At 74.0% G+C, this 13,863-nt stretch carries 15 protein-coding genes; 6 read left to right on the forward strand and 9 right to left on the reverse strand.

Annotation, left to right across the window (positions count from 1 at the left end; translation table 11 throughout):
- Together JZ5iCDA_RS10785 and JZ5iCDA_RS10790 are read right to left on the reverse strand one after the other, a co-directional pair.
- Window positions 1-894: alpha/beta fold hydrolase (locus JZ5iCDA_RS10785; RefSeq protein WP_436967400.1), on the reverse strand; the 894-nt coding region annotated here is incomplete at its 3' end.
- Window positions 891-1,913, reverse strand: a complete 1,023-nt coding sequence (locus JZ5iCDA_RS10790; protein ID WP_069387176.1) for a 3-oxoacyl-ACP synthase III — start codon at window positions 1,911-1,913, stop codon at window positions 891-893. The genes JZ5iCDA_RS10785 and JZ5iCDA_RS10790, both read right to left, overlap by 4 nt.
- A 303-nt stretch (window positions 1,914-2,216) precedes the next feature.
- Between JZ5iCDA_RS10790 and JZ5iCDA_RS10795 the strand changes: the two genes are divergently transcribed.
- Together JZ5iCDA_RS10795 and JZ5iCDA_RS10800 are read left to right on the forward strand one after the other, a co-directional pair.
- Window positions 2,217-2,864 carry a dihydrofolate reductase family protein gene (locus JZ5iCDA_RS10795; protein WP_069387177.1) on the forward strand — a complete coding sequence of 216 codons (648 nt, stop codon included), beginning with the start codon at window positions 2,217-2,219 and terminating at the stop codon, window positions 2,862-2,864.
- Window positions 2,865-2,886: 22 nt separating this feature from the next.
- Window positions 2,887-3,327 carry a VOC family protein gene (locus JZ5iCDA_RS10800; protein WP_069387178.1) on the forward strand — a complete coding sequence of 147 codons (441 nt, stop codon included), beginning with the start codon at window positions 2,887-2,889 and terminating at the stop codon, window positions 3,325-3,327.
- A gap of 16 nt (window positions 3,328-3,343) precedes the next feature.
- Here the strand turns inward: JZ5iCDA_RS10800 and JZ5iCDA_RS10805 are convergent, their stop codons facing one another.
- A complete protein-coding gene (locus JZ5iCDA_RS10805) occupies window positions 3,344-4,237 on the reverse strand; it encodes a LysR family transcriptional regulator (RefSeq protein ID WP_069387179.1) in 894 nt (297 codons plus the stop codon).
- Window positions 4,238-4,355: 118 nt separating this feature from the next.
- Between JZ5iCDA_RS10805 and JZ5iCDA_RS10810 the strand changes: the two genes are divergently transcribed.
- From JZ5iCDA_RS10810 to JZ5iCDA_RS10820, 3 genes are read left to right on the forward strand one after another with little or no spacing between them, the layout of a single operon-like run.
- Window positions 4,356-5,069, forward strand: coding sequence for an SDR family oxidoreductase (locus tag JZ5iCDA_RS10810; RefSeq protein ID WP_069387180.1), 714 nt, complete (start codon window positions 4,356-4,358; stop codon window positions 5,067-5,069).
- Window positions 5,066-6,070, forward strand: coding sequence for a C4-dicarboxylate transporter (locus JZ5iCDA_RS10815; RefSeq protein WP_083259896.1), 1,005 nt, complete (start codon window positions 5,066-5,068; stop codon window positions 6,068-6,070). Before JZ5iCDA_RS10810 ends, JZ5iCDA_RS10815 begins: the two co-directional genes overlap by 4 nt.
- A 53-nt stretch (window positions 6,071-6,123) precedes the next feature.
- Window positions 6,124-7,140 carry a zinc-binding alcohol dehydrogenase family protein gene (locus JZ5iCDA_RS10820; protein ID WP_069387182.1) on the forward strand — a complete coding sequence of 339 codons (1,017 nt, stop codon included), beginning with the start codon at window positions 6,124-6,126 and terminating at the stop codon, window positions 7,138-7,140.
- Window positions 7,141-7,226: 86 nt separating this feature from the next.
- Here JZ5iCDA_RS10820 and JZ5iCDA_RS10825 read toward each other — a convergent pair whose 3' ends face one another.
- The 3 genes from JZ5iCDA_RS10825 to JZ5iCDA_RS10835 form a co-directional block, all read right to left on the reverse strand.
- On the reverse strand, window positions 7,227-7,817 hold the full coding sequence (locus tag JZ5iCDA_RS10825; RefSeq protein WP_069387183.1) for a DUF6580 family putative transport protein: 591 nt from the start codon (window positions 7,815-7,817) through the stop codon (window positions 7,227-7,229).
- Window positions 7,814-8,308, reverse strand: coding sequence for a DUF4430 domain-containing protein (locus tag JZ5iCDA_RS10830; RefSeq protein ID WP_069387184.1), 495 nt, complete (start codon window positions 8,306-8,308; stop codon window positions 7,814-7,816). The genes JZ5iCDA_RS10825 and JZ5iCDA_RS10830 overlap by 4 nt, the downstream gene beginning before the upstream one ends.
- 111 nt (window positions 8,309-8,419) lie before the next feature.
- Window positions 8,420-10,549: a DNA gyrase/topoisomerase IV subunit B gene (locus JZ5iCDA_RS10835; RefSeq protein WP_069387185.1), complete on the reverse strand. Its 2,130-nt coding sequence runs from the start codon at window positions 10,547-10,549 to the stop codon at window positions 8,420-8,422.
- A gap of 160 nt (window positions 10,550-10,709) precedes the next feature.
- Between JZ5iCDA_RS10835 and JZ5iCDA_RS10840 the strand changes: the two genes are divergently transcribed.
- Window positions 10,710-10,928: a DUF7455 domain-containing protein gene (locus JZ5iCDA_RS10840; RefSeq protein WP_069387186.1), complete on the forward strand. Its 219-nt coding sequence runs from the start codon at window positions 10,710-10,712 to the stop codon at window positions 10,926-10,928.
- Window positions 10,929-11,126: 198 nt separating this feature from the next.
- Here the strand turns inward: JZ5iCDA_RS10840 and JZ5iCDA_RS10845 are convergent, their stop codons facing one another.
- From JZ5iCDA_RS10845 to JZ5iCDA_RS10855, 3 genes are all read right to left on the reverse strand, one after another.
- Complete coding sequence (locus JZ5iCDA_RS10845; protein ID WP_069387187.1) at window positions 11,127-12,710, reverse strand: RNA polymerase sigma factor; 1,584 nt, start codon at window positions 12,708-12,710, stop codon at window positions 11,127-11,129.
- Window positions 12,711-13,016: 306 nt separating this feature from the next.
- Complete coding sequence (locus JZ5iCDA_RS10850; RefSeq protein WP_069387188.1) at window positions 13,017-13,418, reverse strand: universal stress protein; 402 nt, start codon at window positions 13,416-13,418, stop codon at window positions 13,017-13,019.
- Window positions 13,419-13,506: 88 nt separating this feature from the next.
- Window positions 13,507-13,863, reverse strand: a 357-nt coding sequence (locus tag JZ5iCDA_RS10855; RefSeq protein WP_171905357.1) for a DUF4192 family protein, incomplete at its 5' end; no start/stop codon positions are given.

Below are 13,863 nucleotides of genomic sequence, written 5' to 3' on the forward strand. Positions count from 1 at the left end.
CCGAGGCCGCCCGCGGCGCCCACGAGGCCGGTGACGGCGCCGACCTCGTCGGGTGGGGCGACCTCCGCGACGAGCGCGAACGTGGCGCCGGACGAGGCGCCGAGCGCTGCGGCGAGGCCGAGGAACGGCGACGCGGTCGAGCTCGGGCGCGCTGGGGTGCGCGGCGTCCACGGGGATGTCGGCGACGAAGCCCTCGATCCCGTCGCGGTCGTCCGCGGTGCGGTACGGCAGCCGGTAGGCGTCCGCGACGTCGGCGGGCAGGCGCGGGCGCGCCAGGGCGAGCGTCGTGTCGAGGAAGGCGGGCGTCGTGCGGGTGCCGAGCCGGTGCACGGGCCCGGCGAGCGCGAGGCGCAGCGGCGCGGGCAGCGGTGCGCCGTCGGGCTGGTGCACGGCCGTGTTGAGCAGCGCGACGCCGGCGAGGAGGTCGGGGTGGTCGACGGCCCAGCCGAGGGAGACGACGCCGCCCCAGTCGTGGCCGAGGGTGACGACGGGACCGGCGAGGCCGAGGGCGTCGGTGAAGGCGCCCAGGTCGGCGACGCGGCGGGCGAGCGGGCGGTGCTCGCCGGTGCGGGCGGAGAACCCCATCTCGAGCTGGTCGACGGCGACGACGCGCCACGCCGCGCCGCCGCCCTGCGCGGCGGCGACGGAATCGGTCACGAGCCGCCGCCACAGGTAGGACCACGTGGGGTTGCCGTGCACGGCGAGCACGGTGCCGACGGGCGCGAGGCCGCGCTCCTCGAGCTCGGGGCCCGTGTCGAGGTAGTGCCAGGTCGCGCCCCGCGCGTCGCGCAGCACATGGCTGTACCGCGGGTCCAGGCCGGGCAGCCCGGGCGGGACGGTGCCGGCGGGGCGGAGGACGGGTTCGGTCGTGGGCGTGGGTGCGGGCCCGGTCACCAGGCCAGCTCCAGCATCGCCGTGTTGATGCCCGAGCCCACGCCCATGAGCAGCACGCGGTCGCCGGAGCTGAGCGTGTCCTGCTCCTCGGCGAGCGTGATCGGCACGGACGCCGGGCCCACGTTGCCGAGCCGCTCGTAGGTGGTGGGCACGCGGGAGCGGTCCAGGCCCACCGCCTCGACGATCGCGTCGGTGTGCACGCGCGAGACCTGGTGCGTGATGTAGCGGTCCATGGAGGACCAGTCCCAGTCGGCGACGGCGTCCTTCCACGCGTCCACGACGAGCTCGAGGCCGCCCTCGAGCAGCGCCTTGGCATCGGTGAACATGCCGTCCGTGCTGCCCACGCACAGGTCGTGGAACCGGGTGGCGGCGCGGGTGACGCCGCCGAGCACGCGATGGGCGCGCGGGTGCTCGTCCGCGCGGCCCAGCACGGCGGCGGCCGAGCCGGAACCGAGCGTGAGCGAGGCGAACTCCTGCATGAAGTCGTCGCGGTCGCGGTCCTCGCGCAGCAGCCGCTCGATCGTGAGGTCGTGGATGACGTCGGCGTCCTCGCCGTCCACGACGACCGCGTAGCGGATCTGACCGGACTCGATCATGCCCGCGGCGAGGCTCATGCCGTTGATGAAGCCGAGGCACGCGTTGGCGACGTCGAAGTTCATGGCGGACGACGGCAGCTCCAGCCCGTGGTGCAGCCGCACCGCGACCGACGGCTCGAGGTGCTTGCGCGTGACCGACGTGTTGATCAGGAGCCCGACGTCGCTCGGTTCCACCCCGGCGGCGCGCAGCGCCTCCTGCCCCGCGGCGACCGTCGCGTCGTCGACGTCCTCCTGGGCGGTCCAGGCGCGCCGCTCGCGCACGCCCGCCACGCGTTGCAGCAGCGTGGACGGCAGACGCAGCCGCCGCAGCGCGGGAGCGAGACGCTCCTGCACCTCCGCGGACGTCCGCACGCCGGCGGGGAGCCGGCTGCTGACGGACAGCAGCGCGACGTTGGTGAACCTGGCGGTGGCGTTACCTGACACACGAGCTCCAGACGGCCGGACGCACGAGCGCCCGGCTCAGCGACGAGACGACCGGGGGCGCGTGCCCGCCGGTGCGGCAGCGCGACCGCGCCGGGCGGGGGGCCGACGGCTGGTTGCCGTCCACTCCCACGTCCTCGAGCGTAGGACGCTCGACGGATGCCCGCCGTTCCAACCGGGCGCTGTGGGATGCGCCACGTCACGGCCCTCCGCCTCCCACCGCTCCTGCCGGCGCGTGCGTGATGACTTCCCCGGCGTCACGCGGTCTACCCCGGGACCGAGACGGCGAGCGACCTGGAGACGACCATGGGACTCATCGAGATCGAGCTGTTCACGACCCTGGACCTCGTGGGGCAGGCGCCCGGCGGGCCGGAGGAGGACCCCGACGGCGACTTCCCGTTCGGCGGCTGGCAGGCGCCCCTGCTCGACGACGTGGCCGGGGCGCAGATCGGCGACGCGTACGAGGGCACCGACGCGCTCCTGCTCGGCCGCCGCACGTACGACATCTTCGCCTCGTACTGGCCCCACCAGGAGGGCGGGCAGGACGACGGCTTCGCCGCGCTGTTCAACCGCGTCCCCAAGTACGTCGCGTCCCGCGGCACGCCCGAGCTGACGTGGGACGGGTCGACCCTCCTCGGCCCCGACCTTCCCGCCGCCGTGCGCGAGGTGCGCGAGCGCCACGAGCACGTGAAGGTCGTCGGCAGCCTCGACCTCGTGCAGACGCTGCTGCGCGAGAAGCTGTTCGACCGCCTCGACCTGTGGGTGCACCCGGTCGTGCTGGGCGTCGGCAAGACGGTCTTCGCCGACGGCACGGTCCCGACCAACCTCACCCTCCTCGAGCCGCCCGCGCCCAGCCCGACCGGGACCGTGCTCCTGCGCTACGGGCTCGCCGACGGGACGCCCGGCACGGGCGACATGAGCGAGCCCGGTCGCGGCGTCGACCAGGACGCCTGAGCCCACCGGGGGGAGCCGCACCATGTCGATCGACCGGCTGGACAACGTCGGCATCGTGGTCGACGACCTCGACGCGGCGGTCGCGTTCTTCACCGAGCTCGGGATGGTGCTCGAGGGCAGGGCGCAGATCGAGGCGCCGTGGGCGGACCGCGTCGTCGGGCTCGACGGCATGCGGTCCCAGATCGCGATGATGCGCGTCCCCGACGGTCCCGGGCGTCTCGAGCTCGTGCGGTACCACGCGCCCGTGCCGATCGACGCGGGCCTGCAGAACGCGCGGCCGAACACGCTGGGCCTGCACCGCGTGATGTTCGCCGTCGACGACATCGACGACACGGTCGAGCGGCTCCGCAGGCACGGCGCGGAGCTCCTCGGCGACATCGCGCAGTTCGAGGACGCGTACCGGCTGTGCTACCTGCGCGGGCCCGACGGGATCATCGTGGGCATCGCCGAGCAGCTCGGCTGACCGGGAGCCGGCCGTCTCACGACGCCTCGGCAGGTGCTCCGGGCAGTCCTCGCGCGACGAGGGCACGAGCGAAGGCCAGCGCGAGACCGTCGTCGGCACGTCCCACGGTCGCGAGCACGTCACGCGTGATCCGCGGTTCGAGGGACCGCGTCGCCGCGTCGATCCCGGCGGGTATCGCCGTGCGCGGGACCAGCGCGACGCCGAGGCCGGCTGCCGCGAGCTCCGCGGCCGACGTCGCGTGCCGCACGCGCGTCACCGGTTCGACGAACAGGCCATGTCCGGCGAACAGGCGGTCGAGCCACGCGGCGAGCCCGTTGCCGGTCGCGTAGTGCACGACGCCGTGCCCGGCCACCGCGGCGAGCCCGAGCGTCCCGGCGGTGGCCAGGGGATGGTCGGCCGCGCACACGAGCAGCACCTCCTCCTGCCCCACGACGTGCACCGCGCCGGCGGCGTACGACGCGCGCGGGCCGACCGCGACGTCGATCTCCCCGGCGTCGAGCGCGCGGGCGAGGGCGTCCGCGCTCGACGCCTCCACGACGTCGAGCGCGACCCCCGGGCGCTCGTCGCGCCACGCTCGTGCCACGGGCGCGACGAGAGGCCCCGTCATGCTCTCTGCGCACCCGACCCGCAACCGACCCGCCCGTCCGGCGGCCGCGTCTCGGCCGCGGTCCACGACCCTGCGTGCCGCCTCCACGGCGGCCCGTGCGTCCGCCGCGACCGCGCGCCCGGCCGCCGTGGCTCGCGCCCCGGCCGGGTGCCGCTCCAGCAGCCGCGTGCCGAGCTCCCGCTCGAGCGCACCGAGGTGGTGCGAGAGCGCGGGCTGCGACAGGTACAGGCGGCGCGCCGCCTGGGAGAAGGACCCGTGGTCGAGGACGGCGACGAAGCACTCGAGGGCTCGCAGCGTGGCCATCGACGGATTCTATGACGAGGACGTGGTCATTCGATCGCGTCGAGGGACTGCTTCCCCACGATCTTGCGGTTGCACCGAGCAGCGGCAGCACGCCGCGTTGTCGAGAAGGGACCTGAGCATGGACCTCGCAGGGAAGACCGTCCTGATGGTGGGTGGCACGTCGGGCATCGGGCGACGGATCGCGTCGGACGCCGTCGTCGCGGGCGCGCGCGTGGTCCTCACCAGCCGACGACCGCGGGCGGCGGAGGAGGTCGCAGCAGACCTCGGCGACGGCGCGACGCCGGCGGTGCTGGACCTGGCGGACGAGAGCTCCGTCGCGGACCTCGCCGCGCGGCTCGGCACGGTGGACCACGTGGTGTCGGTGGCGGCGGACCACGCGAACGGACCGCTCGCGCAGCTCGTGCCGTCCGAGGTGACCGGCGCCTTCCAGGCCAAGGTCATCGGGCCGATCCTCCTCGCCAAGCACGTCGCGCCCCGCATGCCCCCCGGCGGCGCCCTGGTGCTGTTCTCGGGATACGCGTCGGCCAGGCCCGCTCCCGGGCTGACGGTCATGGCCACCACGAACGGAGCGGTCGACGCGCTGGTCCCCGCGCTCGCCGTCGAGGTCGCGCCCGTGCGCGTCGTCGCGGTGTCGCCGGGCGTGGTCGACTCCGGGTCCTGGGACGGGCTCGGCCCGGACAAGGCGCCCTTCTTCGCCCGCACCGCCGCCGGCAACCCGGCGCGGCGCGTGGGGACGCCCGCCGACGTCTCCGACGCCGTGCTCTTCGCGCTGCGGAACCCGTTCCTCACGGCCACGACCCTGCACGTCGACGGCGGGGAGCGTGTCGCATGACCACCGTCGGACGGGTGACCCCGACGGCTGCCTCCCGCCCTCCGCGCACGTCGAGGACGCGGCTGCCGCTGAACACGTTCGGGATGGCTTTCGGTCTGGCGGGTCTCGCCGGCACATGGACGGCGGCGACGACGCATCTCGGGGCCGCTCCCGTGGTGAGCGAGCTCATCTGGGCGCTCGCCGCGATCGTGTGGCTGAGCACCGTCGTGCGCTACGCCATGGGCGTGCGCGCCGTGCGCGACCTGGTCGAGGACCTGCGTCACCCCGTCCTGGGCCCGTTCGCGGCGCTGGTACCGACCGTCGGCTCGCTGCTGGCGGCGCACGCGAGCCGGGTGGCGCCCGCAGCGGCCACGGTGGTCGTCGACGTCATGGCCGTCCTCGCGCTGGGGATCCTGGCGCTGTTCGTGGCCGACCTGCTCACCCGACCGCGGGACGTCGCCCAGCTCCACGGCGGGTACCTCCTGCCCACGGTCGCGGCCTCGCTCGTCGCGGCGCAGTCCCTCGCGACGGTCGGCCAGGTACGCGTGGCGACCGCGGCGTTCGCGGTCGGCGTGCTCTTCTGGCTCCTGATCGGTGCGGTGCTCCTCGGCCGGTTCGCCACCGGACCCGCGCTGCCGTCGGCCCTCCTGCCGACGCTCGCGATCTTCTCCGCGCCCCCGGCCGTGGCGGGCAACGCGTGGTGGGTTCTCCAAGGTCCCGGGACGTCCCTCGTGCACGACCTCCTCGTCGGCACGATGCTCGCGCTGCTGGCCCCGCACCTCGTCCTCGCGCGCCGGTACCTGCGGCTGCCGTTCGCGATCGGCTCCTGGGCGCTGACGTTCACCGCCGCGTCGAGCGCCACCTACGCGCTGCACCTCGTGGCCCGCGACTCCGGGGCGGCCGCCACCGTCGTGGGCTGGCTGCTCGTCGCCGCGGCGACACTCCTCGTCGGGACGATCGCGGTACGCACGCTGATGCTCGTGCGACCGCTCGTCACCTCGCACGTCCACCGCACCCGGTGACGGCCGACCTGGCCCTCACCGACCCTCCTCGTCCCGGGAAAGGAACGATCACCATGTCCGAGCACGACGTCCCCGACACCACCACCGCCTTCGTCGCGCAGGCAGGGCGCCGCCTCGACGACGCCGACGCGTTCGTGAGCCGCGAGGTGGCGCTCCCCCCGCTGCGTCCCCACGACCTGCTGGTACGCATCGAGGCGGTGTCCGTCAACCCGGTGGACACCAAGTCACGCGCCGGGCTCCGCAGCGGCACCCGCCAGCTCGGCTGGGACGCCTCGGGCGTGGTCGTGGCCGTCGGCACCGCGGTCACCCGCTTCGGCGTCGGTGACGAGGTCTGGTACGCCGGCGACATCAACCGCCCCGGCACGAACGCGCTCCTGCACGCCGTCGACGAGCGCATCGTCGGCCACAAGCCCACGGCTCTGAGCCACGCCGAGGCCGCAGCCCTTCCGCTCACGGCCATCACGGCCTGGGAGACGCTGTTCGACCGCTTCGGCCTCACGTCCGAGGACGAGGGGACGCTGCTCGTCGTGGGCGGGCCCGGAGGTGTCGGCTCGATCCTCGTGCAGCTCGCCAAGAAGCTCACGCGGCTGACCGTCGTCGCCACGGCCGGCCGGGACGAGAGCCGGGACTGGGTGCTCTCCCTCGGCGCCGACCACGCGGTGGACCACCGTTCGCTCGTCGAGGACGTCCTGGCCGTCGCCCCCGACGGCGTCGACCTCGTGTCCACCGCGCACTCGGCCGGCAACGTCGAGGCGTACGCCGAGATCGTCAGGCCGTTCGGCCACGTCGTGGCGATCGACGACCCGCACCACCTCGACCTCATGCCGCTCAAGAGGAAGTCCATCGCCTGGCACTGGGAGCTGATGTTCACCCGGGCGGCGTTCGGGACGCCGGACATGGTCGAGCAAGGCCTGCTGCTCGACGAGGTGGCGCGTCTCGTCGACGCCGGCGTGCTGAGGACCACAGCGAGGACCTTCGTCCCGGGGCTCGACGCCGAGGGGCTCCGGACGGCGCACGAGATCGTCGCCGCAGGCACCGCCGTCGGCAAGGTCGTGGTTCACCGCGTCTGAGCCGGCCACCGGCCGCCGCGCGGGCACGCGGTGCGGCCCGGCAGTCCCTCCGTCACGGCGACGACGTCGCGACGGAGGGACCGACGCTACCGCGCGACGGTCGACGCCGGCACCGCGACGAGGGCGCGCGAACCCTCGAGCCGGTCGACGAGGAGCGTGCCCGCCGCGACGACCGGGACGAGGACGAGGTTGCCGAGCAGCATGGTGCGCAGGAACGGCAGGCCCGCGACATAGCTCGCGACGAGGCCGTCGGCGCCTGCCGGGTACCAGGTCCCGCGGCCCTGGATCCAGACCCCGAGGTTGGTCCAGAGGAAGAACCACAGCGACCCGGCGACGCCGAACGCCGCGCCCGCTCCGACCCGGCGCCACCCCGTCGTGTCCCGCGCGAGCAGGGCACCGAGACCGACGACGAGCCACGCGCTCCACGTGAACAGCGCGATCGACGTGTTCCCCAGCACGACGTCGGACGCCACGGTCACCGCGAGCGGGACGACGAACGCCCAGCGCGAGCGCAGCAGGACCGTCGCGGCGAACGTCGCGGCGGTGACGAGCTCCAGGTTCGGCGGTGCGCCGACGTCGTCCCGGACGAGGCGCCACACGACCGCGAGCGCCGCGAGAGCGACGACGAGCGCGAGGCGCGCCCAGCGCGCCGCGCCGTGCGCCGCCCCGTGCGTCACGAGGTGAACGTCTCGAGCTTCCACGTGATCTCGTCCCCGTCCTTCGTCTCGAGGGAGCCTGCCCCCACGGTAGCCATCTCGTCGTTGACGTAGAGCGCCCAGAACTCGCCGTCCGGGTCCGCGACCACGCCGTCGATCGCGGTGACGAACGCGTTCTCGCCCTCCCCGGTCACCTCGGCCGACGGGTCGGCCTCGAGCAGCAGGTCGAGCGCCGTGCTGCCGTCGCGCCCCTCGTAGGACAGCTCGGGGGCGTCGTCGTCCTGGTCGGCCGGGTCGTCGGCGTCGCCGTCGGTCGAGTCCCCGGCGTCGTCGTCCGTGCCGTCGGACGCCGTCTCGTCGTCCGGCGACGACTCCGACGCCACCGGCGACGCGGGTGCCTCGGTGTCGTCCCCCGAGCCGGAGCAGCCCGCGAGCAGGCCGACGGCGAGAAGGAGGGACGCGAAGGCGGTGAGCGGACGCGCGGGCGCCGCGCGGAAGGTTCGGAGGGTCACGTGGCCAGCGTACGGAGGGCGCGGGTCACGGCGCCGGGCAGCCCGACTGGCGGACGCACCAGGACGCGGCGCGCCGGACGACGGACGTCCGGTCGCGGACGGCGCGGACGCTCAGACGTCGATGCGCACGCGGTCGAGCTCGGCCGCTCCGGCGACGATGAAGTCCTTGCGCGGCGCGACGTCGCTGCCCATGAGCAGCTCGAAGACGCGCTCGGCCGCCTCCGCGTGCTCGGCCGTGACGCGGCGCAGCGTGCGGTGGCGCGGGTCCATCGTCGTCTCCGCGAGCTGGTCGGCGTCCATCTCGCCCAGGCCCTTGTACCGCTGGATGTCGTCCTTGTATCGGCGGCCGGCCTTGTCGAGCTTCTTGAGCGTCGCGGCGAGCTCCGCCTCGGAGTACGTGTAGATGTACTCGTTCTTGCGGCGACCGGACCCGATGACCTCGATGCGGTGCAGCGGCGGCACGGCGGCGAAGACGCGGCCCGCCTCGACCAGCGGCTTCATGTACCGGTAGAAGAGCGTGAGCAGGAGGGTGCGGATGTGCGCGCCGTCGACGTCGGCGTCCGTCATCAGCACGATCTTGCCGTAGCGCGCCGCCTCGAGCTCGAACGAGCGGCCCGACCCGGCTCCGATCACCTGGATGATCGCGGTGCACTCGGCGTTGCGCAGCATGTCGCTGACCGACGCCTTCTGCACGTTGAGGATCTTGCCGCGGATCGGCAGGAGCGCCTGGAAGTCCGAGCTGCGCGCGAGGCGCGCCGTACCGAGCGCGCTGTCGCCCTCGACGATGAACAGCTCGCTGCGCTCGACGTCGTCGCTGCGGCAGTCCACGAGCTTGGCGGGCAGCGAGGACGTCTCGAGCGCGTTCTTGCGCCGCGAGATCTCCTTCTGCTTGCGCGCCGTGATGCGCGCCCGCATCTCGGCGACCACCTTGTCGAGAAGCAGCGCGGCCTGCGTCTTCTCGTCGCGCTTGGTGGACGTGAGGAGCGCGTTGAGCTCCTTCTCGACGACGCGCGCCACGATGCCGCGCACGGGCGCGGTGCCGAGGACCTCCTTCGTCTGGCCCTCGAACTGCGGCTCGGCGAGGCGGACGGTGACGACCGCGGTCAGTCCGGCGAGGACGTCGTCCTTCTCGATGCGCTCCGACGAGTCCTTCGTCGACACCTTGAGCCGGCGCGCGTTCGTCTCGACGGCCTTGCGCAGCACCTTGAGCAGGCCCTGCTCGAACCCGCCGAGGTGGGAGCCGCCCTTGGGCGTCGCGATGATGTTGACGAAGCTGCGCACCTCGGTCTCGTAGCCCGCGCCCCAGCGCAGCGCGACGTCGACCTCGCACTCGCGCTGCACGGCCTGCGGCGTCATGTGGCCGCGGTCGTCGAGCACGGGGACCGTCTCGGTGAAGGTGCCGCTGCCCGTGAGGTGCCACGTGGCCGTGACGGGCGCGTCGGGCGCGAGGAACTCGACGAAGTCGACGGACCCGCCGTGGTGGACGAACGTCTCCTCGTGCGGCCCCTCCTCCCCCGGCGTGCCGGGCAGGCCGCGCTCGTCGCGGACCGTGACCTCGAGGCCCGGGACGAGGAACGTGGTCTGGCGCACGCGCGTGACGAGCTCGTCGTAGGAGAAGACCGCGTTCTTCGGGAAGATCTGCCGGTCGGCCCAGTAGCGCACGCGCGTGCCGGTCACGCCGCGCTTGGTCCGGCCGACCACGGCCAGCTCGGACCGGCTGACGAACGGCTCGAAGGGCGCGTCGGGCGTCGGGCCCGACTTCGGGTCGGCGAACGTGCCCGGCTCGCCGCGGTGGAACGTCATGCGGTGCGTCTTGCCGCCCCGGTCGACCTCGACGTCGAGGCGGGACGAGAGGGCGTTGACCACCGAGGCGCCCACGCCGTGGAGACCGCCGGAGGCGGTGTACGACCCGCCGCCGAACTTGCCGCCGGCGTGGAGCTTGGTGAAGACCACCTCGACGCCGGACAGCCCCGTCTTGGGCTCGATGTCGACGGGGATGCCGCGGCCGTCGTCCTCCACGGTCACGGACGAGTCGGCGTGCAGCACCACGCGGATGTGCGAGCAGTTGCCCGCGAGCGCCTCGTCGACGGAGTTGTCGATGATCTCCCACAGGCAGTGCATGAGGCCGCGCGAGTCGGTCGAGCCGATGTACATGCCGGGTCGCTTGCGCACCGCCTCGAGGCCCTCGAGGACGGACAGGTGCCGAGCGGTGTAGCTGGACTCAGCGGAGGTGGTCGTCACGCCGGACAGCCTAGACGAGGCACCCGACAGGCCCGGCGCCGCACCGCCGTGACGCCCGCGACGTCGCGCGCGCGTATTCCCCGCAGGAGCGAGGTACGCGGGGAGCGAACCGGGCCCCGTTCTCGCTCGCAAGCGCCCGACAAGATGGTTTCATGGTCGGGTGACTGCTACGACGACCACCACCGAACCGCTGACCGCGGCCGACCGCTGCGACCGCTGCGGCGCCCAGGCGTACGTCCGCGTGGTCCTGCCGACCGGCGAGCTGCTGTTCTGCGGCCACCACGCACGGGCCCACGCCGACGCCTACACGGGTGTCGCGACCCACGTCCAGGACGAGACCGACAAGCTGCTGGCCGAGCACGGCGCCCGCACGGTCTGACCCCTCGCCGACCGGCCGCGCACGGTGTGGCGCGGCCGCCCCTCTCCCCACGACGGCCCGGGACCTCCACGGTCCCGGGCCGTCGTCGTGCTCGCGGCACGCCGCGACGCCGGCACCGGCCCGTGGCGGCCCGATACCGCCCGGTGACGCACGAAGGGCCCCGACGACCGTGTCGTCGGGGCCCTTCGTCGTCGCGCGTCAGTCGAGGTAGTCGCGCAGCACCTGCGAACGGGACGGGTGCCGCAGCTTCGACATCGTCTTGGACTCGATCTGGCGGATGCGCTCGCGCGTGACGCCGTAGACCTTGCCGATCTCGTCGAGCGTCTTCGGCTGCCCGTCGGACAGGCCGAACCGCATCGACACGACGCCGGCCTCGCGCTCGCTCAGCGTGTCGAGCACCTGGTGGAGCTGCTCCTGCAGGAGCGTGAAGCTCACGGCGTCGGCCGGGACGATCGCCTCGGAGTCCTCGATGAGGTCGCCGAACTCGGAGTCGCCGTCCTCGCCGAGCGGCGTGTGCAGCGAGATGGGCTCGCGCCCGTACTTCTGGACCTCGACGACCTTCTCCGGGGTCATGTCGAGCTCCTTGGCGAGCTCCTCGGGCGTGGGCTCGCGGCCCAGGTCCTGCAGCATCTGGCGCTGCACGCGCGCCAGCTTGTTGATGACCTCGACCATGTGCACCGGGATGCGGATGGTGCGCGCCTGGTCGGCCATCGCACGCGTGATCGCCTGGCGGATCCACCACGTGGCGTACGTCGAGAACTTGTAGCCCTTGGTGTAGTCGAACTTCTCCACCGCGCGGATCAGACCGAGGTTGCCCTCCTGGATCAGGTCCAGGAACAGCATGCCGCGGCCCGTGTACCGCTTGGCCAGAGACACCACCAGGCGCAGGTTCGCCTCGAGCAGGTGGTTCTTCGCGCGCTTGCCGTCGTGCGCGATCCACTGCAGCTCGCGCTTGAGCTTGCGGTCCAGGTCGTCGCCCTCGGCCGCGAGCTTCTCCTCGGCGAACAGGCCGGCCTCGATCCGCTTGGCGAGCTCGACCTCCTGCTCGGCGTTCAGCAGCGCGACCTTGCCGATCTGCTTGAGGTAGTCCTTGACCGGGTCCGCGGTCGCACCCGCGGTGACGACCTGCTGCGCCGGGGCGTCGTCGTCGTCCGCGTCGGACACGACGAAGCCGGTCTCGCCGTCCTCGACGCCCTCGGGCGCGGACTTCGGGGCGGACGTCGCCTCGGCGACCGCCGCGGCGTCGTCCTCGACCTCGACGAGCTCGACGTCGAGGTCCTCGACCTCGCCCTCCACCTCGTCGTCGGCGGCCTTCCTGGAGCGCGCGGACGTCTTGGTGGCCTTGGCGGCGGTCTTGGTCGACGTGGCGGCCTTGCTCGCCTTCGCGGCGCGGGCCGCGGGACGTGCGGGCGCGGCCTCGTCGGCGGCGCCGGGCTCGGCAGCCTCCGTCGAGGTCGTCGTGGCCGCGGCGCGGCGCGTGGTGGTGCGCTTCGCCGCCGTCTTCGTGGCGGGCTTGTCGGCGCGCGCCGTCGTCGTGGCGCGCGGGCTCGCGGCCGCGGCGACCGCGGTCGTCGTGGGGATGTCGACCTCGACACCCGCGCCGGCGAGCGCGCGGAACACCGCCTTCAGGCGCTTGGCGTCGTTGACGGCGGCCTGCTCGCACGCGGTGCGGAAGCTCTCGGCGTCGACGCGGCCGTTCGCGCTGCCGCGCCGCAGGAGCTCCTGGAGCGCGGGGTGCTCGAACTCGCGCGGGAGTGCGGGGATCTGTGTGGAGGGCGCCACAAACCGACCTTTCGGCAATCTGGGGGGGCGGTAGGGCCGCCGGAGCGGACGGAACCATGACGAGCGTGCTGACCAGTGGGCTCGCACCGACTCGCACGGTGAGTCGTGGGGCTCAGGCGGACACCTATATTGTACCGGCGATCCGTGCACCGAGCGTCCGCAGGGCGGGTGGACGAGCCTGCTCGCCCACCGGGTGGAGCGCCGCGTGATCGCTGCGCCCCTGCGGATCCTCGTGCCGGGCCTGCACGTCACAACGGCGACGCACCCGCGAAGATTCCCGACCCGCCACGGCGCATCGGGCCGCGCTCAGTGCCCGGCGCCCCGCTCGGGCTTCACGGCGAGCACCGGGCACGGGGCGTCGAGCAGGATCCGCTGCGCGTTCGACCCGAGGATGAGCTTGCCGACGGGGCTGCGGCGCCGCAGCCCGATGACGATGAGCTCGGCCGACGTGCGCTCCGCCGCGGCCACGAGGTCGTCAGCGAGGTCCGACCCGCCCGTCTCGACCCGGAGCGTGGCGCCGGAGCCCTCGAGCCGGTCCTCGACCCGGCGCAGGTCGTCGGCGCGCGCCGCCGCCACCTCGGGCGCCGCCGTCGACGCGTCGCCCGCCACGACGACGAGAGCCGCCTGCCGGCGGACCGCCTCGGCCGCGGCGGTGTCGAGCGCCTCCCGTCCCTCGGGAGTGCTCAGGTGGGCGACGACGACGGTCATGGATCCTCCGCGGGCGGCTCGTGGCGAACGGGTGGTGGCGCCGCCCCAGCGACGCTGCTGCCGACCGTACCCGAACCGTCCGCGCGCCTCACGCCTGCGCCCGGACCCACCCCGGAGGGACGCCCGCGTCCACGGCGCTGGAGAGGAGCAGCGCGAGCCGGTACGCCGGGTCGTGCACCAGCGCCTCCCGGAGCCGCTCGGCGGCCCGGCCGCCGTCCCCGTGCCACCAGGCGAGGAGGGCCAGCAGCGTGAGCGCCGGCGCCGCACGTCCGTGCGCCGCGTGGGCGACGACGGCCTCGAGCGCCCTGCGCGCCGGGCCGGTGACCGCGGGGTCGGGCGCGACGCCGGCAGACGGGTCGACCAGCCGCGCGATCGCGGTCCCGGTGCCGGCGTCCACGTCGGCCCCGCGCACCGTGCGCTCCGGCAGGTCCCCGGAGCCGGGCAC

Origin of the sequence: Cellulosimicrobium cellulans (assembly GCF_001722485.1) — a bacterium.
Lineage (GTDB): Bacteria > Actinomycetota > Actinomycetes > Actinomycetales > Cellulomonadaceae > Cellulosimicrobium > Cellulosimicrobium cellulans_A.